Raw genomic sequence first — 20,556 nt, forward strand, 5'->3', positions numbered from 1 at the left:
GGCGGCTTATCCTGAGACGAAGGAACTCTTACAAGGGAAGGACGACAAGCTCTGAAACCTGTTCCCGAAGGGCCTCCGCCCGCGCCCACGGTGCAGCGCCTGCGTGTGCGTTACGCCAAGCGCGGCCGCCTGCGCTTCACCAGCCACCGCGACATCTCGCGGGCCGTCGAGAGGGCGGTCCGCCGTGCCGGCATTCCGGTGGCCTACAGCGCGGGCTTCTCGCCCCACCCGAAGATCTCCTACGCCGGCGCGGCGCCTACCGGCGTTGCCAGCGAAGCCGAATACCTCGAGATCGCCGTCACCACGCCGTGCGACCCCGAGCAGGTCAGATCCGGTCTGGACGAATCGCTGCCGCCGGGGCTCGACGTGCTCGACGTCGTGGAGGCGGGTCAGGGTGGGCTGGCCGACCGTCTGGAGGTCTCCGACTGGGAGGTGCGCCTGTCCGGTGCCGATCGCGAGCTCGCCGAGGTGGCGGTGGAGAAGTTTCTCGCGGCGGGCACCGTGGAGGTCGAGCGCCTCACCAAGAAGGGGCTGCGGCGCTTCGACGCGCGCGGTGCCGTCCTGGGGCTGACGGTGTCCGAGGGAACAGAAAGAACCGCAGCTCAGGTGCGAGGAGAGCCGTGTGTCATACTGCGCATGGTTGTTCGGCACATGACGCCTGCAGTTCGACCCGACGATGTGCTCACAGGGCTGCGCCTTGTGGCCGACTTCGCGCCGCCGGTTCCCCCCGAGGTGACCAGGCTGGCGCAGGGGCCGCTCGACGCCAGCACCGGTGCGCTTGCCGACCCGCTCGACCTGGACCGCGACACGACGCGCGGCGGCGAGGCGGGACCGGCGGGTGAGCACGTCGGCGGTTGAGGACGCGCCCAGCATGAGCCGGGCACGACCGCTGACAGGACTTGGCGTCGGCGCCTCCGACATGGGGGCGCCGGCGGACAACTGAGACACGATGGCTCCCGTGCGGCGCGGCGACGCGCCCGGGAGCTGACGGGAGAGCGCCCGCATGCTCGACAACGAGCCCAACGCCGGGGCCACTGGCCCCGACGGGGAGACAACTGAACAGCCTACGGAGACCCGGCGCCGCCGCGCCGCCAGCCGGCCCGCGGGGCCGCCGCCCGAGCTGCCCGAAGAGCCGGCATCGAGACCGGTCACCGTTGTGGCCGCGAAGGCCGCGCCGTCAGTCACGGTGGCGGAAGGCGCGCCGGTGCGGGGCACCGTGGCACGCAGGGCCGCGGGGTCGCCGGATCCCGACGTCCTGGCGGCCGCGGGAACCGGGGCCGGAGCGGCAGGGACCGACAGCGGTACGGCTGCCGCCGGAGGGCCGGTCGCCGGTGCCGGAGCGGGGGCTGGAGCCCCGGCGGAGGGTACGGCGGCCCGCGGGGCCGGGAGCCCGGCGGAGGCCGGGGTGACCGACGCGGCGGCCGGTGCGATCGCCGAGGGCGGTGCCGAGGAGAAGCCGAAGAGGACGTCACGGACGCGGTCCACCGCCACGACGACGCGGCGGCGTACGACGAAGAAGGCCGCCGAAGCCGCAGAGGCGGCGGAGGCGGCGGGGAACGCCGCCGAGCAGGCCGGTGTGCCCGTGGGGGCCGCCGGGAGCGTCGCGGCCGGTCCGGCCGCGAGCGGTGCGGGCGGTGCGGCTGAGGCGGCCGCTCAGGCGTCTGCTGGGGTGCCTGGTGAGGCGCCTGCTGAAGAGGCCGCGCCCAAGCGGCGCACCAGGACGCGTAAGAAGGCGAGCGACGCGGATGTGACTGCGGAGGCCGCTGCCTCCGGCCAGGCTGCTGTCGGCTCTGGCCAGGGCGCTGCTGGCGCTGGCCAGGGCGCCGCCGGTGCGGGTCAGGGTGCTTCCGGCGCCGGAGGCGAGGGCGCTGCCGGCGCGGGTCAGGGCGCCGCCGGCATGGTGAGTCCAGACGAGGCCGCCACGGCGCAGGCCGTTGGCGCGGCCGGGACGCGGGCCACGGGCGACGCCACGGCGGGAGCCGCCGGTGGTGGCACGGCAGGTGGCGACGTTGCGGCGGGGACCGCCGGTGGTGGCGCGGCCGTGGCCGGTGGCGAGGTCGCCGGTGGCGAGGTCGCGGTGCCGGCCGGTGAGACGGCTGGGGACGAGGCCGGTGGCGCGGGGGCCGTGAGCGGTCGCGGCACGAAGGCCAGGACGACGCGGGCCCGCAGCACGACACGCAGCACGACACGCAGCCGCCGCGGAGCCGCAGCGCAGGCGGCGTCCGGCGAGACGGCGTCCGGCGAGACGGCCCAGGACGAGAGCACGCGGAGCACCGTGCCCGGCACCGAGCAGGACACGGCGGCCGGCGGCGCGAGCACCACGGCGGGCTCCACGGCCGGCGGTGCTGCTGCTGGCACGGCGGCCGGTGGTGCCGGTGCGGATGACGTGCGGGGTACGGCGGCCGGTGACGTGCTGGGCGTTCAGGACGAAGAGGACATCATCGAGATCCTGCCCGAGGACGAGCCGCTCGACGACGAGCCCGCCGGTGAGGACCTCGACGAGGAGCCCACCCCCTCCAGCCTGCTGGCCGACCCGTTCGGGTTCTCGGTGCGCCGCCAGGACGAGCCGGGTGCCGCGTTCCAGCGGCCCGCCGCGATCTTCGCTCCGCTGTTCCAGGCCCCCGACCCGAGCCAGGCCAAGCCGGCCGTGACCCGGCGGCCCGAGCCGCCGCAGCCGGTCGAGCCGGAGGAGGAAGAGGTCGAGGACCTCATCGAGGAGGGCGCCGGCGAGGACGAGATCGACGCCGACGTCTCCGAGGAGCAGGAGGAGGAAGAGGGCGGCAGCCGTCGCCGTCGCCGCCGCCGTGGCGGCCGCGGGCGCGGCAAGACCCGCGAGCGCGACGAGAACGAGGACGGCGAGGAGCAGGACGAGGAGGCCGAGGAGGAGCCGGCCGAGGAGTCGTCCGCGCAGGAGGAGGAGTCCTCCACCTCGCGCCGCCGCCGTCGCCGTCGCCGCCGGGGCAGTGACGACGGTGCCGAGCCGGCCACCGACGACCCGCCGAACACGGTGGTGCGCATCCGCGCGCCGCGCTCCGGGCGTACCGGGGCGCTGGAGACCGCCACGGACGGCGTGCAGAGCGTGCGCGGCTCGACCCGCCTGGAGGCCAAGAAGCAGCGCCGCCGCGAGGGCCGCGAGCTGGGCCGCAGGCGTCCGCCGATCATCACCGAGTCGGAGTTCCTGGCCCGCCGCGAGTCGGTGGACCGCATGATGGTGGTGCGCCGCCAGGGCGACCGCACGCAGATCGCGGTGCTGGAGGACGGCGTGCTCGTCGAGCACTACGTCAACCGCGAGGCGAGCCAGTCGTACGTGGGCAACGTCTACCTCGGCAAGGTCCAGAACGTGCTGCCCTCGATGGAGGCGGCGTTCGTGGACGTCGGCAAGGGCCGCAACGCGGTCCTGTACGCCGGCGAGGTGAACTTCGACACCGCCGGGATGGAGGGCCAGCCGAAGCGCATCGAGTCGGCGCTGAAGTCCGGGCAGTCGGTGCTGGTGCAGGTCACCAAGGACCCGATCGGGCACAAGGGCGCGCGGCTCACGTCGCAGATCAGCCTGCCGGGGCGCTACCTCGTGTACGTGCCGGACGGCTCGATGACCGGCATCAGCCGCAAGCTGCCCGACAAGGAGCGCACGCGGCTCAAGAGCATCCTGAAGAAGGTCATGCCGGAGAACGCGGGCGTCATCGTCCGCACCGCCGCCGAGGGCGCCTCCGAGGACGAGCTGGCCCGCGACGTGGCCCGGCTGTCGGCCCAGTGGGAGAACATCCAGAAGAAGGCCAAGTCGGCCAGCCCGCCGGAGCTGCTGTCCGCCGAGCCCGACCTGACGATCAGGGTCGTGCGTGACGTCTTCAACGAGGACTTCACGAACCTGGTCGTGCAGGGCGACGACGCCTGGGACACGGTGGACGAGTACGTCAAGTACGTCGCGCCGCACCTGGCCGACCGGCTGTCGAAGTGGGACGACGACCAGGACGACGTGTTCGCGGCGTACCGGATCGACGAGCAGCTCGCCAAGGCGATGGAGCGCAAGGTGTGGCTGCCGAGCGGCGGCTCGCTGGTCATCGACCGCACCGAGGCGATGACGGTCGTGGACGTCAACACCGGCAAGTTCACCGGCCACGGCGGCAACCTGGAGGAGACGGTCACCAGGAACAACCTGGAGGCGGCCGAGGAGATCGTGCGCCAGCTCCGGCTGCGCGACATCGGCGGCATCATCGTGATCGACTTCATCGACATGGTGCTGGAGTCCAACCGGGACCTGGTGCTGCGGCGGCTGCTGGAGTGCCTGGCCCGCGACCGCACCAAGCACCAGGTGGCCGAGGTCACCTCGCTGGGCCTGGTCCAGATGACGCGCAAGCGGGTGGGCCAGGGGCTGCTGGAGGCGTTCTCGACGCCGTGCGAGTGCTGCAACGGGCGCGGGCTGCTGGTCTCGACCGAGCCGGTCGAGAGCAAGCCGGAGCCGCGGGGCACGCAGGGCAAGATGGCCGTCGAGAAGGCGGTCTCCGACAAGGTTTCCGCGGCCAAGGACACCTCCGGCCGTGATACCGTGACCGGTGCGCTTGATGGCGTCCCGGCTGAGGACGACCAAGCGGGCCAGACTTCCGGCAGGGGGCGGCGACGCTCCCGCCGAGCCAAGTCCGCCGAGTAGCACTCGGCGGGCATCCGACGATCCGTCCGGTTCGCCTGGGGGGCCGTTAATCCGGTACCCTGGTGAACCGGTGCGTCAGGTGACGCGCCCTGTTGGCGCGCCTACTCGGTTCGTCGGTTCAGACAGGACCGGATGGCAGGCGCAGCATTCGGCGGCCGTCCTCACGCAGGACGGCTGTGGCAACAGCGAGTCAGTAGAAGGGTTCCGCGGTGTACGCGATCGTTCGTTGCGGCGGCAGGCAGCAGAAGGTCTCCGTCGGTGACGTCCTCGAGGTGGACAAGGTCGCCGGCGAGGTCGGCTCTTCGGTTTCGCTGCCGACGGTGCTCGTCGTCGACGATGGCGACGTGACCACCGAGGCGGGCAAGTTCACGGTCAGCGCCGAGATCCTCGGCGAGACCAAGGGCCCGAAGATCCGGATTCTCAAGTACAAGAACAAGACCGGATACAAGAAGCGCCAGGGTCACCGCCAGCGGTACACCCAGGTGAAGATCACCGGTATCGACCAGGCCTGATCGGGAGTTTGAGAGATGGCACACAAGAAGGGCGCGTCGTCCACCCGGAACGGCCGTGACTCCAACGCTCAGCGCCTGGGCGTCAAGCGCTTCGGCGGCCAGCTGGTCAACGCGGGCGAGATCATCGTCCGCCAGCGTGGCACCCACTTCCACCCCGGCGACAACGTCGGTCGTGGTGGCGATGACACGCTGTTCGCGCTGGCCGCGGGTCACGTGCAGTTCGGCGTCAAGCGCGGCCGTCGGGCCGTGAGCATCGTCCCCGTCGCGGAGTAGGTGCGGAGCAGTCTCCGCTCCCGTTCCCGGGGTCGTTGCACCATCGCGTCAAAAGGGGTGGATCGCGCGGGCGATCCACCCCTTTTCGCGTTCTCGTGGCTCGGGTAGGGCCCCGTTCAGTGAGTTGAGGAAGAGCCCCTGGTGGGGCGATGGAGGAGTGCTACATGCCGGACTTCGTGGATCAGGTGGTCCTGCACGTCAAGGCCGGTGACGGGGGGAACGGGTGTGCCTCCATCCACCGGGAGAAGTTCAAGCCGCTCGGCGGCCCCGACGGGGGCAACGGCGGGCGCGGCGGCGACGTGATCCTGGAGGTGGACCCCAACACCGCGACGCTGCTCGACTACCACCGCCGCCCGCACCGCAAGGCCGAGAACGGCAAGCAGGGGCAGGGCTCCAACCGCGACGGCGCCAACGGCGAGGACGTGGTCCTGCCGGTGCCCAACGGCACCGTGGTCAAGAACGCCACGACCGGCGAGGTGCTGGTCGACCTGGTCGGCGCCGGCACCCGGTACGTGATCGCGCAGGGCGGCCACGGCGGGCTCGGCAACGCGGCGCTGGCCACCACCAAGCGCAAGGCGCCGGGGTTCGCGCTGCTCGGCGAGCCGGGCGACGGGCTCGACGTGGTGCTGGAGCTGAAGAGCGTCGCGGACGTGGCGCTGGTCGGCTTCCCGAGCGCGGGCAAGTCGTCGCTGATCGCGGCGCTCAGCGCGGCCAAGCCGAAGATCGCCGACTATCCGTTCACGACGCTCGTCCCGAACCTGGGCGTGGTGACCGCGGGCGACACCGTGTTCACCGTGGCCGACGTGCCGGGGCTGATCCCGGGGGCCTCGCAGGGCAAGGGGCTCGGGCACGAGTTCCTGCGGCACGTCGAGCGGTGCGACATGCTCGCGCACGTCATCGACTGCGCCACCATGGAGCCCGGACGGGACCCGGTCAGCGACTACGAGGTGATCGAGGCGGAGCTGACGGCGTACGGGAAGCTGGAGGACCGGCCGCGCATCGTGGTGCTCAACAAGGCGGACGTGCCGGACGCGCGGGAGCTGGCCGAGCTGGTGGCGCCGGAGTTCGAGGCGCGCGGGCTGCGGGTGTTCACGGTGTCGGCGGCCACGCACGAGGGGCTGCGCGAGCTGACGTACGCGATGGGCGAGTGGGTCGCGGCGGCCCGGGCGAACAAGCCGGTCGAGGAGCCCACCCGGCTGGTCATCCGGCCCAAGCAGCTCGGGGACGCCGGTTTCGAGGTGCGGCGGGTCAACGAGAACCTGTTCCAGGTCACCGGCGAGAAGCCGGAGCGCTGGATCCGGCAGACCGACTTCAGCAACGACGAGGCCGTCGGCTACCTCGCCGACCGGCTGGAGCGGCTGGGGGTCGAGGAGGCGCTGGCCAAGGCCGGGGCGACGCCGGGGGCCGAGGTGGTCATCGGGCCGATGGAGGGCGGCTACGTCTTCGACTGGCAGCCCACGCTGAACGCCGAGTCCACCCGCCAGGGCCCCCGGGGCAGCGACAACCGCCTGGGCTGACCGGGCGGCCCCGTCACGGCCGCGGCGGGCGAAACCCTGTCAAGGCTGTGGCGGGCGACGCCCCGTCACGGCCGCGGCGGGCGAAACCCGGTCGTGGCCGCGGCGGCGGCTTGGATAGGCTGCCAGACGTGCGGGAACAGATCAGCTCAGCGTCGAGAGTCGTTGTCAAGATCGGCTCCTCCTCGCTCACCACCTCCCAGGGCACGATCGACGTCGATCGGGTGGACGCCCTGGTGGACGTGCTGGCGGCGCGGCGCCGGGCCGGGACACAGATCGTCCTGGTCTCCTCGGGGGCGATCGCGGCGGGCCTCGGCCCGCTCGGGCTGGGCGCGCGACCACGCGACCTGGCCACCCAGCAGGCCGCCGCCTCCGTCGGCCAGGGTGTGCTGGTGGCCCGCTACACCTCCTCCTTCGCCCGCTACGGCCTGCGCGTCGGCCAGGTGCTGCTGACCGCCGACGACATGATGCGCCGCGCCCACCACGTCAACGCCCAGCGCACCCTCACCCGGCTGCTGGAGCTGGGCATCGTGCCCATCGTCAACGAGAACGACACGGTCGCCACCGACGAGATCCGCTTCGGCGACAACGACCGGCTGGCGGCCCTGGTGTCCCACCTGATCCGCGCCGACGCGCTGGTGCTGCTGTCGGACGTGGACGCCCTCTACGACGGCCCGCCGAGCCGTGGCGGCGCCCGCCGGCTGGCCGAGATCCGCGGCCCCGAGGACCTCGCGGGCGTCGAGCTCGGCAGGAACGGCGCGGCCGTCGGCACCGGCGGCATGGTGACCAAGGTGCAGGCCGCCAGGATCGCGACCGGGGCGGGTGTCCCCGTGGTGCTCACCGCGGCCGCCCACGCCGCCCAGGCGCTGGGCGGGGCCGACGTCGGCACCTTCTTCCACCCCGGCGGCCGCCATCCCGGCACGCGCCTGCTGTGGCTCGCGCACGCCACCACCGGGCGCGGCCGGCTGCACCTCGACCAGGGCGCCGTGGAGGCCATCGTGGGGCGGCGCAAGTCGCTGCTGCCGGCCGGGGTGACGTCGGTGGAGGGCGAGTTCGCGGCGGGCGACCCGGTGGACCTGTGCGGGCCGCGGGGCGACCTGGTGGCCCGGGGGCTGGTCAACTTCGACGCCGCCGAGATCCCCGGGCTGCTCGGTCGTTCCACCCGGGAGCTGGCCACCGCGCTCGGTCCGGAATATGAACGCGAGCTGATCCACCGCGACGACATCGTCATACTGGAAGCCCACGCCTAGCACCGCTGGCGCCCGAACACGCTCAGCAGCCCGAAGAGGAGCACGCGATGTCCGAAGAGTTCCTGAAGGTCGCCCGCGCGGCACGAGAGGCCGCCGCCGAGCTGGCCCCGCTGCCGCGGGCGCCGAAGGACCGGGCGTTGCGCGCGATCGCCGACGCCCTGACCGCCCGCGCCGCCGAGATCGTCGCGGCCAACGCCGAGGACGTCGAGCGGGCCAGGCAGCAGGGCACCTCCGAGGCGATGATCGACCGGCTGCGGCTGGACGAGGCCCGCATCGCCAAGATCGCCGACGCGGTGCGCGAGGTCGCCGACCTGCCCGACCCGGTCGGCGAGGTCGTCCGGGGCGGCACGCTGCCCAACGGCCTGGAGCTGCGCCAGCTCCGGGTGCCGCTGGGCGTCATCGGCATCATCTACGAGGGCCGCCCCAACGTCACCGTGGACGCCGCCGCGCTCTGCCTCAAGAGCGGCAACGCGGTGCTGCTGCGCGGCTCCTCCAGCGCCTACTCCTCCAACACGGTGCTGGTACGGGTCATGCAGGACGCGCTGGAGGGCACCGAGGTGCCCGCCGGGGCGGTCCAGCTCGTGCCGGGGCAGACCCGCGACTCGGTCAAGGAGCTCATGCGCGCCCGCGGCCTGGTCGACGTGCTGATCCCGCGCGGCGGCGCGTCGCTCATCAACTCCGTGGTCGAGGAGTCCACCGTGCCGGTCATCGAGACCGGCGTCGGCAACTGCCACGTCTACGTGGACGCCGAGGCCGACCTCGACCTGGCCGTGCAGATCCTGGTCAACGCCAAGGCGCAGCGGCCGTCGGTGTGCAACGCGGCCGAGACGTTCCTCGTCCACCAGGACGTCGCCGGCGCGTTCGTGCCGAAGGCGCTGCGGGCGCTGGCCGAGGCGGGCGTGACCGTGCACGGCGACGAGCGCATCGCCGCTCACGGCGCGGACGTGGTGCCCGCCACCGACGACGACTTCACCGCCGAATACCTGTCCCTGGACATCGCCGCGGCGGTCGTCGACTCGCTGGAGGAGGCGGTGGCGCACATCCGGCGCTACGGCTCGGGCCACACCGACGCCATCGTCACCCGCTCGCAGCGGGCCGCCCGGCGGTTCGTGGCGCTGGTCGACTCGGCGGCGGTGGCGGTCAACGCCTCGACGCGGTTCACCGACGGGGGCGAGTTCGGGTTCGGGGCGGAGATCGGCATCTCCACCCAGAAGCTGCACGCGCGTGGCCCCATGGGGCTGCCCGAGCTGACCTCCACGAAGTGGGTTTACACCGGCGAAGGGCATTTGCGCACGTCAGAGGGTACGGTGGTGGCCGGTTGACCGGCGTGTCGGCCTGACCGTGGCCGGGTGCCACGGCTTGACTGGGGGGCATGGAGATCATCGTCGCCCTCGCCTTCGTCGCCGCGGTGCTGTTCGGCGCCGACCGCCTGCTGCTCTGGCTGGAGAGCCTCGGTCACGTCCACTGGCGCAGGAAGGGCCGCAGGCGGCTGTCGGAGGAGCCCACCGCCGGGCTCGACGCCATGCTCTCCGACCACTCACGCCGATAAACCCGCATGACCTCCGGCGCGCCGCGAGCGTTGATCGCCGTCCCGACGCTAGGGTTGTGTCCCTTATGGGCGCGCCGGGCGGGGAGGGACGGTGAGCAAGCTCGGCAAGGTCGGGCCGTACACCTTGGTCGAGCGGCTCGGCCGGGGCGGCATGGGCGAGGTCTACCTCGCGACCACCCGCCGGGGCGAGCGCATCGCGCTCAAGGTCCTGCACGACCTGGCCGAGGACCGGACCTCGCGCGTCCGGCTGGAGCGCGAGGTCCGCGCGCTGCGCAGGGTCGAGAGCCCGTACGTGGCCAAGGTGCTGGACGCCGATCTCGACTGCGCGCGGCCGTACCTGGTGATGGAGCACATCGAAGGCGTCACGCTGCTGGAGAAGGTGCGCCAGGACGGGCCGCTCGACGTCGCCGAGCTGGTGGAGATGGCGCAGGGCATCGCGGCGGCGCTGGCGATCATCCACGCGGCCGGGGTCGTGCACCGCGACCTCAAGCCCGGCAACATCATCATGTCCGCCCGGGGGCCGGTGCTCATCGACTTCGGGATCGCCCAGGTGCTGGACGCGACCCGGCTGACCATGACCGGCACCTTCCTCGGCACGCCCGGCTACACCGCGCCGGAGATCTTCGCCGACGAGCACGTCGACTCGCCCGCCGACGTGCACGCCTGGGCGGCGACGGTGGCGTTCGCGGCGACCGGGCGGCCGACGTTCGGGCGGGGGACGGCCGAGGCGCAGATGTACGCCGTGCTGAACGGGCAGGCCGACCTCAAGGGCGTGCCGGTCGAGCTGCTACCGCTGGTGCGCGCGGCGCTCAACAGGGAGCCCGGCAAGCGGCCCACGGCGGCGCTGCTGGCCGACCGGCTGTCGCGGCTGGCCCGGGCCACCAGCGCGCCGGAGACCGAGCCGGGCGGCGAGGCCCCCGAGGAGGGGCCGGCGCGGGGCAGGGGCGCGGAGGAAGGCGCCAGAGGGGAGGCCAAGCCCGCGCGCGGGCGGCCGAACCCGGCGGGCGCCGACGGCAAGGTGCCGCCGCCCCGCCGCACCGGGAACGACCGGACGCGCGCCGCCACCGCTGACGGCAAGGCCACCCCGTCCCGCGGCCGGCCTCCCGCCGACGGCACCGCCGCCCGCGGCCGGCCTCCCGCCGACGGGGCCGCCGCCCGCGGCCGGCCTCCCGCCGACGGGGCCGCCGCCCGCGGCCGTACCCCTGCTGACGGGGGCGCTGCCCGTGGGCGGACTCCGGCTGATGGGGCCGCTGCGCGCGGGCGTACTCCTGGTGACGGGGCTGCCGCGCGTGGCCGGACCCCTGCCGACGGTGGTGCCGCGCGGGGGCGGACTCCCGCTGATGGCGCGGCCGGGCGGGGGCGTGGTGGGAGCGGGGCGGACGGCGGTGTCGCGCGGAGCAGGATGGACGGGGCCGTGGCGCGGATCCGGACCGGCACCGACGGCAAGGCGCCCGTGCCGCGCGGCCGGGGGAGCGCCGACGGCAAGCCCGCCGGGCCGCGTGCCAGGATGGCCACCCCCCGCGCCCGGGCGGCCGCGGCGGTGCGGACCCGCGCGGCGGCGGCCCGCCCGCAGGTCAGGCGCGGGAGCGACGCGCCCACCACGCTGCCCGCGGGCAACGGCGCGCTGCTGCTGCTCGCGGTGCTGGCTGTGCCGTGCGTGGTGACCTCGGTGATCTGGCCGATCGCCTCCATCGCGATCACGGCCGCCTTCGTGGTGCTGACCAGGACGTTGTGGATGAACCACTGGATGGTCAGGAACCGCACCTCGCGGCGGGCCCGGGTGGCGCTGCGCGTGCTGCTGTTCCCGCTGGCGCTGGCCGGCGCGGTGGCCACCGCCGTGGTCTGGCCCGGCGTGCCCGTCGCGGTGGCGTCGGGCGGAGCGCTGTGGGTGACCGGCGGCGGTCAGATCGACACCGACTGGTGGCAACAGCCCGCGCCCGTGACGGTGGCGGGCGTGGTGTTCGGGATGTTGTGCGGCGGCATCACCGGGCGCGAGATCGAGCGGATCGGCGGGCGGCTGCCGGAGCTGCGCCGGGAGGGGCTGCGGGCGCTGGCGGTGCTGGGCGGGTTCGTCGCCCTGTGCGCGGCCGCCGTACGCGCCATCGCCCTCCTGCTCTAGCGCGCCTGCTCCAGCGCTTCAGAGCCTACTTCAGCGTCGGCTTCAGCGCGGCGCCCCGGGGGGCGTGATCTCCGGCCCGCCGGCGTCGGCGGGCCGGGGGCGCGGCCGATCACGCCGGCCGGCCGCGCAGGTGCCGATCGGCAGGTCAGCCCTGGCCGCCGTCGCGGCGCGAGAAACGGTTGAAGATGCGCTCGCCCGCGTTGACCGCGCCCTCGGCCACGTCACGCAGCACCCCGATGAACGGGTCCTGCGACTGCTGCCAGGACGCGCGGTAGGACTCGGCCGCGGCCTTGATCTCGTCGGTCACTCGTGCGTTGGAGTCGTCCTCCCGGCGCGGGTAGTTGCCGCCGAGGATGCTCTCGTACTCGCCGCTGCGCTGCCACTTGTCCAGCTCGGCCACGCGCACCACGGCGAACGGGTGCGTGGTGCCGAGCAGGTTGAGCACCTTGAGGAAGCCGTCGCGAAGGTCGCCCGCGGTGTCGTATTCCTGGTACTGCTCCAGGAACGCCTCGATGTTCATCTCGTGGGTGTAGTCGCCGCCGGCGAGCTTCATCAGCGCCCTCTTGCCCGCCTCCGGGTCCTGGCCGACGAGCAGGCCGCCGCGGTCAGAGGACAGCTCCGACTTGCGGTACCACTCCTCCAGGCCCGCGACGATGGCCCGCAGGCCGATGTAGCCGAGCGGGATCCAGGCGACGCGGGTGGCGAGGCGGGTGAGGATGTCGAGCATCGTCCGGTAGACCGCGTGCCCCGAGAGGATGTGGGCGGTCTCGTGGCCGATGACGAAGCGCTGCTCCTCCTCGTTCATGAGGTTGAGCAGGCCGGTGGTCACGACGATGAACGGGTCGTCGAAGCCGATGGCCTTGGCCTGGACCTGCGGGTCCTGCTGGATGTAGATCTCCGGGATCCGGTGCAGGTCGAGCGTGTAGGCGGCGTCTCGCCCCATGTCGTAGACGCTGCGGAACTGCGTCTCGCTGACGCGGACGGCCGACGCGAGGTACATCAGGCGCAGGCGGCGCTCGCTGATGAGACCGGACATCTGCTTGAGAACCGTGTCGAACCCACTCAACTTACGCAGAGCGACCAGCGCGGACCGGTCTGCGGGGTGTTCGTAGGCTCGGGACGAGATGCCGGGCAGTTGGACGCGATTGCGGTCCGGGGTGGTCGTCATGCCCGGCATGCTACGTCCGCAACCGAAGTGGCGCGCGGACATCGCGAAGGGGGGTCCCGTCGAGTTGTGGCACAGCGCCCGCGTAAGGTCCGTTTCATGATGAATGCGCCTGGGACGCAGGGGATGCGGCGCGTGGGGGTGATGGGAGGGACGTTCGATCCCATCCATCATGGTCACCTCGTCGCCGCCAGCGAGGTCGCCCACCATTTCGAGTTGGACGAGGTCGTCTTCGTGCCGACCGGACGGCCGTACCAGAAGTCCGGGCGCGAGGTCTCGGCGGCCGAGGACCGCTACCTCATGACGGTCATCGCCACCGCCTCCAACCCCCGCTTCTCCGTCAGCCGCGTGGACGTGGACCGTCCCGGGCCGACGTTCACCATCGACACGTTGCGCGACATAGCAAATATTTACGGACCGGACACCGAGCTGTTCTTCATCACCGGCGCCGACGCGCTCGGCGCGATCCTCGGCTGGCAGCAGGCCGGCGAGCTGTTCGAGCTGGCGCACTTCGTCGGCTGCACCAGGCCCGGCCACACGCTGCACGACCCGGGCCTGCCCGAGGGCCGGGTGACGCTGCTGGAGATCCCCGCGCTGGCCATCTCGTCGTCGGAGTGCCGCCAGCGGGTGGCCAAGGGGGAGCCGATCTGGTATCTCGTTCCCGACGGGATCGTCCAGTACATCAACAAGCGCGGGTTGTACCACGCCCACGGGTGAGGCTATCCGTGCCGTACGTGAGGGGTTTCGGCCTGGACGGGTACCCTCAACATATGGGCATGCTGCCGACACAGGAGGACAGACCCGTATCGTGACCGCATCTGACAGAGCCGTCCAGCTCGTGCGTATCGCCGCGGAAGCCGCGGCCGACAAGCTGGCCGATGACATCCTCGCCTACGACGTGAGCGAGCAGCTCGTCATCACCGACGCCTTCCTGCTCTGCTCCGCCACCAACGACCGTCAGGTCCGCGCCATCGTCGACGAGATCGAGGAACGGCTGCGCACCGAGGCGGACGCCAAGCCCGTGCGCCGCGAGGGCGAGCGTGAGGGCCGCTGGGTGCTGCTCGACTACATCGACATCGTCGTGCACGTCCAGCACGAAGAGGACCGCACGTTCTACGCCCTCGAACGCCTGTGGAAGGACTGCCCGGCCATCTCGCTGCCGGAGAGCGTCATGCAGGCCAACCTGCAGCGGGCGCGCACTTGAGCAAGCGCATCGTGTGTCTGCGCCACGGGCAGACTCTGTGGAACGTCGAGCAACGTTTCCAGGGGCACTCCGACATCCCGCTCGATGAGACCGGCGTCGCGCAGGCGGCGCGGGCCGCCTCGCTGCTGGCCTCGCTCCGGCCCACCCTCATCGTCTCCTCCGATCTGCGGCGGGCCAACGACACCGCGCTCGCGCTCGGCCGGTTGGTCCGGCTCGACGTGCACGTCGACGAGGACTTCCGCGAGCGCGGCGGCGGCCAGTGGGAAGGGCTGACGCGGGAGGAGATCGCCGCGCGCTGGCCCAAGGAGTACGCCGACTGGGAGGCGCCCGACGGAGAGGCCGTCCAGGACGTCGCCGTGCGCGTGGCGACGGCGATGCGCCGGTGGGCGGCCAAGCTGGAGGACGACGGGCTGCTGGTCGTGGCCTCGCACGGCGCGGCGCTGCGGCTCGGCATCTGCGAGCTGCTCGGATTGCCCGAGGAGCTGTGGCCGGCGATCGGCGGGCTGGGCAACTGCTCGTGGTCGGTGCTGCAGGAGGGGCGCAAGGGCTGGCGGTTGCTGGAGCACAACGCCGGCACCCTGCCCGAGCCCATCAGCAGCGACGACAAGCCGGACGCCGAGGTCTAGCAGGATCCGGCCGGGTCCTCGGGGCCCAGCCGTACGGTGCGAGGGCCGTGCGGCGCCGGGTCCTGGCCGGAGCGTGCCCGGGCCGGGGCGGGGCCGCCCTCCGGCGCGGGATGGTCCTTCAGCGTGATGGCGCTCGCGGCCCTGGTCGCCATCTTCCTGACCAGGTTCCGGTAGGGCAGGTAGGGGAGCATGCGCATCGCCTGGTCGCGCCACCAGATCTGCCGGCGCTTCTGGGGGACGAGGAACTTGTCCGCGCCCCTGGCCTGCTTCTGGCAGGTCTCGACGTAGGGGCGCAGCTCCTGCTCGTAGCGGGCGAAGGCGGTGCGGTGGTCGCCGGCGGCCGCGGCCAGCTCGCCGGCCAGCACGTACGCGCCGATCAGCGCCAGCCCCGTGCCCATGCCGCCCGGGCCCGGCGCGTAACCGGCGTCGCCCAGCAGCACCACCCGTCCGGCCGAGTACGCGGGCAGGACGACCTGGGCGGCGGGGGCGAAGTAGAAGTCCTCGGCGGTCCACATGGCCTCCAGCAGGGACGGGATCTCCCAGCCGAGACCGTCGAAGGCGGCGGCGACCAGCTCGCGCTGGCGGTCGCGGTCGCGGTGGTCGTAGGCGAGGGGCGGCGCGGCGAAGTCCAGGGAGGCCCGGGTCTCGCCGTTGGTCCGCATGATGGTGGCGCACCTGCCGGGGGCGCTGTGCATCACGCCCGCGCGGTCGAGCCCGTACGTGCCGGGCACCCGGAAGGCGGCCTGGTAGAGGCCCAGGTGGCGCAGCTCGGCCCCGTCGCCGCCGAAGGCCAGCTCGCGTACCTTGGAATGGATGCCGTCCGCGCCCACGACCAGGTCGAAGCGGCGGGGCGGCGCCTTCTCGAAGGTCACCTCGACGCCGCCGGGGGTCTCGGCCAGGGAGGTGATCGAGTCGTCGAAGACGTACTCGGCGCCGCCGGAGGCGTCGTGCAGGATGCGGCTCAGCGCGCCGCGCAGGATCTCGACGTCGCCGCTGAAGATCGCCGAGGGCAGGCGCGACCGGCGCCGCCCGCGCTCGTCCACGATCGTGATGTCGCCCATGTGGGTCTGGTGCTCCTCCACCGCCCGGCGGATGCCCATGCGCTCCAGGACCTCCAGCTGCGGGCCGCCGCGGAAGTCCACCGCCTGGCCGCCGGGGCGCAGGGACGGGGCCCGCTCGACGAGCGTGACGCGGTCGCCCCGGCGGACGAGCCAGTGGGCGAGCGCGGGGCCGGCGATGCCGCCGCCCGAGATGAGCACGTTCAGGGCGCGCATGGTGTCTCCTCCTGGTGGACGGGGGTAGTGCGGTGGTTTACCGTGTATGCAGACCGTAGGCAGGGGCCTGTTCAGCGGGCAAGATGAGGGTCTGGCGTACTAGTGCGCCGGAGATCCGTGAGATGGCGGGACGGCTCGCGGGCGTCCTGGCGTACTAGGGCGCTTCCGCGGAAGGGCGGGCACGTGACCAGGGCGGCGCACATCGTGGACGAGCTGCGGCGGCGGATCACCTCCGGCGAGCTGGCGCCGGGCGACCGGCTGCCCTCCACCCGGCGGATCGTCCGCGAGTGGGGCGTCGCCATGGCGACCGCCGGCAAGGTCCTCGGCCGCTTGCAGGAGGAGGGGCTGGCGCGGGCCGTCCCGGGGGTGGGGACCGTGGTGGCCGGGCGGGACGAGCGCCCTCCGGCCGCCGAGCTCACCAGGCGGCGCATCGTCCGGGTCGCGGTCGGGATCGCCGACGGGGAGGGGCTGGCGGCCGTCACGATGCGCCGCGTCGCCACCGAGCTGAACGCCTCCGCCATGTCCCTGTACCGGCACGTGGAGGGCAAGGAGGACCTCGTCCGCCTGATGGCCGACGCCGTCTACGCCGAGGACCCGCCGGCCGCCCGCGTGCCGCGCGGCTGGCGGCCCCGGCTGGAGCTGGCGCTGCGCCAGTTGTGGCGCATCCACCGCCGCCACCCCTGGCTCGCCCAAGCCGTCTCCCTGACCCGTCCCGAGTTCGTCCCCAGCGGCATGGCCCACACCGAGCGCCTGCTGCACGCCCTGGACGGCCTCGGCCTCGACGCCCGCACCATGCTGCACGCCGCCACGTCCCTGCTGAGCCTCGTCCGCGGCGCCGCCGTCAGCCTGGAGACCGAGTTGCAGGCCCGCACGGAGACCGGCATCACCGAGGACGAGTGGATCGAGGCCCGGTGGGCCGAGCTCGGCGCCCTCCTGGCGGACGGCGCGTTCCCGACGCTCGCCAAGGTGGTGGGGCAGCCGGACCTCGACATGGACCTGGACTCCATCTTCGAGTTCGGGCTGCGCGGCCATCTCGACGGCATAGCCGTCCTGGTGGCGCGGGCCCGGACCGGCCGTCGCGATTAGGCGAATCGGGGCGGATGGCTATATGCTCTCGGAGCGCCGCAACGGGTGGGCTCGGAGCGGTGACCAGGGGCTATAGCGCAGTTGGTAGCGCGCCTCCATGGCATGGAGGAGGTCTGGGGTTCGAATCCCCATAGCTCCACCTCATCGAGGGGAAACCGGGCGGAAGCTAGGTGGGAGCCGCCTCGGCGGCGGGAGACCGCGGATGGCGGTCCCGCCAGATCAGGAAGACGGCGCACGACACCAGCGCCCACGCCCCCAGCACCAGGAACGGCATCAGCCGCTGGTGCCCGCCGAAGTAGACGGCGGTGTGCTGGGCGTTGATCGAGGCCCCGGGCGGCAGCCAGCGCCCGATGGTGCCCAGCGGCGACGGCAGCAGCGGCCACGACACCGCCCCGCCCGAGGACGGGTTGCCGAGCAGCACCATCAACCCCCAGGTGGGCAGCATCGCCCAGCGCCCGAGGAGGGTGTTGAACATGGTGAACACCATCCCCGAGGCGAACATGGTCAGCGCCAGGATGAACCAGGACTCCAGCAGCGGCAGGTCGAGCGCGCCCAGCAGCCAGTCCACGACGGCCGCGATGGACAGCGCGCCCAGCGCCGAGTACGCCGCCGTGAACAGGATGCGCTGCCACGCGGCCAGCACCCCGGCGTTGACGCTGAGCTGCACCGCCCCGACGAACCCGATGATCACCGCGGCGAGGGTGATGTAGAACAGCGCCAGCCCGCGCGGGTCGCCCTTCTGCAGCGGCTTCATGTCCCGCACCGTCAGCCGCACGCCGACGCGCCGGGCCACCTGCGGCGCCGCCTCGCTGAGCAGCTGCGCCACCGACGCGCCGGAGGCGCCCGACACGTTCAGCGTGACGTCGTCCCCGCGCACCTCGATGACGCCGAAGACCCGCTGCTCCTCGACCTCCTGCCTGGCCTGCTCGAAGGAGCTCTCGAAGGACAGGGCGAGCGAGGCGTTCAGCAGCTCCCCCAGGCCGGTGGCGAACGCCTTGCCGCGTACGGTCTCGTGGCTGACCCCGACCACCGCGATCGGGACGCGGTGCGGGGTCGGGTCGGCCATGGCGTAGGTGTAGGAGCCGGCGAACAACCCCGCCGCGGCGGCGAGGATCAGCACGATCACGGTCGCGGGGAAGAACGGTGACTCCCTGAAGGCCGCCCAGCCGTGGCCTGTCCGTTCGTCCATGCCCCCACACGCTAGGCACGCGAGGGGCGCCGCCCGCCCGCTGACACGCGCCCCTGAGGGAAGTTTGGCCCCGCCGGCCCCTTCCTTGGCCACCGCCGGCCACCGCCGGCCACCGCCGGCCACCGCCGGCCACCGCCGGCTACAGCCGGCTCAGCACCCGCATGGCGTCCTCTTCGAGGCGCGCGAGGTCGCGGAGGATCGCGCCGGCCCGTTCGAGGTGCCCGGCGTCGCCGCTCTCCCCGGCCTTGGCGATCAGGGCGGAGACGTCCGTCCACAGGGTGGCCGCCTCGGCGTACAGCCGGTGGCCGGTACGCAGGCCGTCGCCGCCGACCAGCCGGGCGGCCTCGTCGAGGAAGTCGCGGTAGAGGGCGCGGAACAGGGCGCCGCCGGTGCCGCCGTGCTCCATGAGGAGAGCGGCCTGGGGGAGGTCGCGCCGCGGCTCGGCGGCGCGCGACAGCCACGTGGGCACCTGCCCGGCGGCCTTCCCGATGCCGCGGTGGCCGAGGTTCGCGATGGGGGCGGCGAGGAAGGCGGTGGCGCAGTCCCTGACGGCGGGGACGATCCGGTCCTGCCAGGGGACGGGGCCGGCCGGCAGGGCGAGGGTGAAGGAGCGGTTCCTGGCGGTCATCGGGCCGCGCTCGGCCCGCGCCCTGGCCAGGCTCTCCCGGCTGGTACGCACCGCGCCGCCCTGCTGGGCGGTGTCCACCAGGTGGGCGTCGTGCTCGTCGTAGCCGTACATGGCGACGACGTGGCCGCCGAAGTGCACCTTGGAGCGGAAGTAGTCCAGGTGGTAGCAGTCGAGCTGGAGGCCGACCGGCCGGCCGGCGTCGATGGGGGCGGCCACGTTGTCCCACGCCCTGCGCGCGGAGGCGGTCTCCTGGACCGTCAGCGTCAGCCCCAGCCTGGCGGCCAGGCTCCTGGTGAGCTCGAAGGGCTTGACGCGGCCGCCGAGGAAGGGGAACGGCATGCCCTTGCCGTCCCAGTAGATGAAGGACAGGCCCGCGCCCAGCCCGAACAGCATGGCCTCGGACAGGTCGAGCCCCTCGTGCCGCAGCAGCACCCCCAGCGCCGTCGTCTCGCAGTGGTGGGTGCCGCGTGCCTCGATGTCCTTCACGATGGTCATGCGTCGGTATCATGCCCTCTCCCACAGGAGGAGAGTCCAATGAACCCCGACCAGGCACCTCCGGCAGGGCTGCGCGCCCGCATCGCCGCACACGCCGGGACGGCCGGCTACGGCGCCGACGACCCGCTCGTGGTCGGCGTGCGGCACGGCGGCGCGCCGCCCGTCTTCCTGGCCCAGGGGCGGGCCGCGACCGGGGAGCCGCTGGCCGCCGGCACCGTGGTCTACGCCGCGTCGCTGTCCAAGCAGATCACGGCCGCCTGCGCGGCGCTCCTCGTCCGGCGGGGCCTGCTGGACCTCGACTCGGCGCTGACGCGGTGGTTGCCCGAGCTGCCCGCGTGGACGGGCTCCGTGCGGGTGCGGCACCTGGTCTCGCACACCAGCGGCCTGCCCGAGGGCGTCGAGTTCGACGAGCTCCACCGCGCGGGGCTCGACCTCACCACCGCCGCGGTCCTCGACGGGCTCGCCCGGTTCGACGGTCTCGCCTGCCCGCCGGGGACCGAGCACCGCTACAGCAACACCGGTTACGTCTGCCTGGCCGTCGTCGTCGAGCGCGCGGCGGGCCGGCCGCTGGCCGACTTCGCCCGCGAGCACGTGTTCGGCCCGCTCGGGATGACCGCCACCCGGTACTGGTCCGGCCCGGCCCCGCATCCGCCCGGAGCCGCCCCCCTCGACGCGCGGTACCCGGCGCCGCTGTCCCTCGGCGACGGCGGGGTCTGGTCCACGGCCGTGGACCTCGTCCGCTGGAACCAGGCCCTGGAGGGCGACGAGCTGGGCGTCTCCGCGTTCCTGCAGACGCCCGGCCGCCTGGACGACGGCACGCCGCTCGACTACGCCTGGGGCCTCGGCGTCCGCGAGTACGCGGGCCGGCCCGTCTACCAGCACGGCGGCAGATGGGCCGGGCTGTGCGCGCAACTCGTCCGCCTGGCCGGGCGGCGCTCCGGTTTCGTCATCCTCGCCCTGGACGACGACGAGGACCGGATGACCGCCCTGACCACGGCCGTGATCAAGGAACTCGCGGCCTAGCGGG

Annotated in this window: 18 protein-coding genes and 1 tRNA gene; 15 read left to right on the top strand and 4 right to left on the bottom strand. The window is 73.3% G+C overall.

Annotated features, from left to right (window positions below):
- Positions 1 to 90: 90 nt before the first annotated feature.
- The 9 genes from AB0H75_RS31745 to AB0H75_RS31785 all read left to right on the top strand — a co-directional run bounded on the left by AB0H75_RS31745 (position 91) and on the right by AB0H75_RS31785 (position 11,862).
- Positions 91 to 858, top strand: coding sequence for a TIGR03936 family radical SAM-associated protein (locus AB0H75_RS31745; RefSeq protein ID WP_367802728.1), 768 nt, complete (start codon positions 91 to 93; stop codon positions 856 to 858).
- A 1,039-nt stretch (positions 859 to 1,897) separates the two neighbouring features.
- Positions 1,898 to 4,645 carry a ribonuclease E/G gene (locus tag AB0H75_RS31750; protein ID WP_367802730.1) on the top strand — a complete coding sequence of 916 codons (2,748 nt, stop codon included), beginning with the start codon at positions 1,898 to 1,900 and terminating at the stop codon, positions 4,643 to 4,645.
- 209 nt (positions 4,646 to 4,854) lie between these two features.
- On the top strand, positions 4,855 to 5,157 hold the full coding sequence (gene rplU, locus AB0H75_RS31755; protein ID WP_242381439.1) for a 50S ribosomal protein L21: 303 nt from the start codon (positions 4,855 to 4,857) through the stop codon (positions 5,155 to 5,157).
- Positions 5,158 to 5,172: 15 nt separating this feature from the next.
- On the top strand, positions 5,173 to 5,430 hold the full coding sequence (rpmA, locus tag AB0H75_RS31760) for a 50S ribosomal protein L27 (RefSeq protein ID WP_012893687.1): 258 nt from the start codon (positions 5,173 to 5,175) through the stop codon (positions 5,428 to 5,430).
- A 164-nt stretch (positions 5,431 to 5,594) separates the two neighbouring features.
- Entirely contained in the window at positions 5,595 to 6,947 is a 1,353-nt protein-coding gene (gene obgE / locus AB0H75_RS31765; RefSeq protein ID WP_367802733.1) for a GTPase ObgE, read from the top strand.
- A gap of 119 nt (positions 6,948 to 7,066) precedes the next feature.
- Positions 7,067 to 8,194, top strand: a complete 1,128-nt coding sequence (proB, locus tag AB0H75_RS31770) for a glutamate 5-kinase (RefSeq protein WP_367803143.1) — start codon at positions 7,067 to 7,069, stop codon at positions 8,192 to 8,194.
- 47 nt (positions 8,195 to 8,241) lie between these two features.
- The gene (locus AB0H75_RS31775) at positions 8,242 to 9,516 is read left to right on the top strand and encodes a glutamate-5-semialdehyde dehydrogenase (protein WP_367802735.1); all 1,275 of its coding nucleotides are present in this window, start codon (positions 8,242 to 8,244) and stop codon (positions 9,514 to 9,516) included.
- Positions 9,517 to 9,566: 50 nt separating this feature from the next.
- Positions 9,567 to 9,743 carry a hypothetical protein gene (locus AB0H75_RS31780; RefSeq protein WP_367802737.1) on the top strand — a complete coding sequence of 59 codons (177 nt, stop codon included), beginning with the start codon at positions 9,567 to 9,569 and terminating at the stop codon, positions 9,741 to 9,743.
- Between the two features lie 91 nt (positions 9,744 to 9,834).
- On the top strand, positions 9,835 to 11,862 hold the full coding sequence (locus AB0H75_RS31785) for a protein kinase (RefSeq protein WP_367802739.1): 2,028 nt from the start codon (positions 9,835 to 9,837) through the stop codon (positions 11,860 to 11,862).
- 145 nt (positions 11,863 to 12,007) lie between these two features.
- Here the strand turns inward: AB0H75_RS31785 and AB0H75_RS31790 are convergent, their stop codons facing one another.
- A complete protein-coding gene (locus tag AB0H75_RS31790) occupies positions 12,008 to 13,030 on the bottom strand; it encodes a M48 family metallopeptidase (RefSeq protein ID WP_367802741.1) in 1,023 nt (340 codons plus the stop codon).
- A 96-nt stretch (positions 13,031 to 13,126) separates the two neighbouring features.
- Here AB0H75_RS31790 and nadD point away from each other — a divergent pair, with 96 nt between their 5' ends.
- The 3 genes from nadD to AB0H75_RS31805 all read left to right on the top strand — a co-directional run bounded on the left by nadD (position 13,127) and on the right by AB0H75_RS31805 (position 14,857).
- Positions 13,127 to 13,744 (top strand): nicotinate-nucleotide adenylyltransferase, encoded by a 618-nt coding sequence (gene nadD / locus AB0H75_RS31795; RefSeq protein WP_367802743.1) that lies wholly within the window; start codon positions 13,127 to 13,129, stop codon positions 13,742 to 13,744.
- Positions 13,745 to 13,835: 91 nt separating this feature from the next.
- Positions 13,836 to 14,231 (top strand): ribosome silencing factor, encoded by a 396-nt coding sequence (gene rsfS, locus AB0H75_RS31800; RefSeq protein ID WP_367802745.1) that lies wholly within the window; start codon positions 13,836 to 13,838, stop codon positions 14,229 to 14,231.
- Positions 14,228 to 14,857: a histidine phosphatase family protein gene (locus AB0H75_RS31805; RefSeq protein ID WP_367802747.1), complete on the top strand. Its 630-nt coding sequence runs from the start codon at positions 14,228 to 14,230 to the stop codon at positions 14,855 to 14,857. Before rsfS ends, AB0H75_RS31805 begins: the two co-directional genes overlap by 4 nt.
- Here the strand turns inward: AB0H75_RS31805 and AB0H75_RS31810 are convergent.
- The gene (locus tag AB0H75_RS31810) at positions 14,854 to 16,131 is read right to left on the bottom strand and encodes an FAD-dependent monooxygenase (protein WP_367802749.1); all 1,278 of its coding nucleotides are present in this window, start codon (positions 16,129 to 16,131) and stop codon (positions 14,854 to 14,856) included. The genes AB0H75_RS31805 and AB0H75_RS31810 overlap by 4 nt on opposite strands.
- Before the next feature lie 183 nt (positions 16,132 to 16,314).
- Here AB0H75_RS31810 and AB0H75_RS31815 point away from each other — a divergent pair, with 183 nt between their 5' ends.
- On the top strand, positions 16,315 to 17,217 hold the full coding sequence (locus tag AB0H75_RS31815) for a TetR/AcrR family transcriptional regulator C-terminal domain-containing protein (RefSeq protein ID WP_367802751.1): 903 nt from the start codon (positions 16,315 to 16,317) through the stop codon (positions 17,215 to 17,217).
- Between the two features lie 66 nt (positions 17,218 to 17,283).
- Positions 17,284 to 17,356: transfer RNA gene (locus AB0H75_RS31820), tRNA-Ala, on the top strand.
- A 27-nt stretch (positions 17,357 to 17,383) separates the two neighbouring features.
- On the opposite strand, the gene AB0H75_RS31825 is transcribed toward AB0H75_RS31820, so the two are convergent.
- Entirely contained in the window at positions 17,384 to 18,406 is a 1,023-nt protein-coding gene (locus AB0H75_RS31825) for an ABC transporter permease (protein WP_367802753.1), read from the bottom strand.
- Positions 18,407 to 18,545: 139 nt separating this feature from the next.
- Positions 18,546 to 19,529 carry a BtrH N-terminal domain-containing protein gene (locus AB0H75_RS31830; protein WP_367802755.1) on the bottom strand — a complete coding sequence of 328 codons (984 nt, stop codon included), beginning with the start codon at positions 19,527 to 19,529 and terminating at the stop codon, positions 18,546 to 18,548.
- Between the two features lie 39 nt (positions 19,530 to 19,568).
- Here AB0H75_RS31830 and AB0H75_RS31835 point away from each other — a divergent pair, with 39 nt between their 5' ends.
- The gene (locus tag AB0H75_RS31835; RefSeq protein WP_367802757.1) at positions 19,569 to 20,552 is read left to right on the top strand and encodes a serine hydrolase domain-containing protein; all 984 of its coding nucleotides are present in this window, start codon (positions 19,569 to 19,571) and stop codon (positions 20,550 to 20,552) included.
- Positions 20,553 to 20,556: the final 4 nt, after the last annotated feature.

Origin of the sequence: Nonomuraea sp. NPDC050783 (assembly GCF_040802095.1) — a bacterium.
GTDB lineage: Bacteria > Actinomycetota > Actinomycetes > Streptosporangiales > Streptosporangiaceae > Nonomuraea.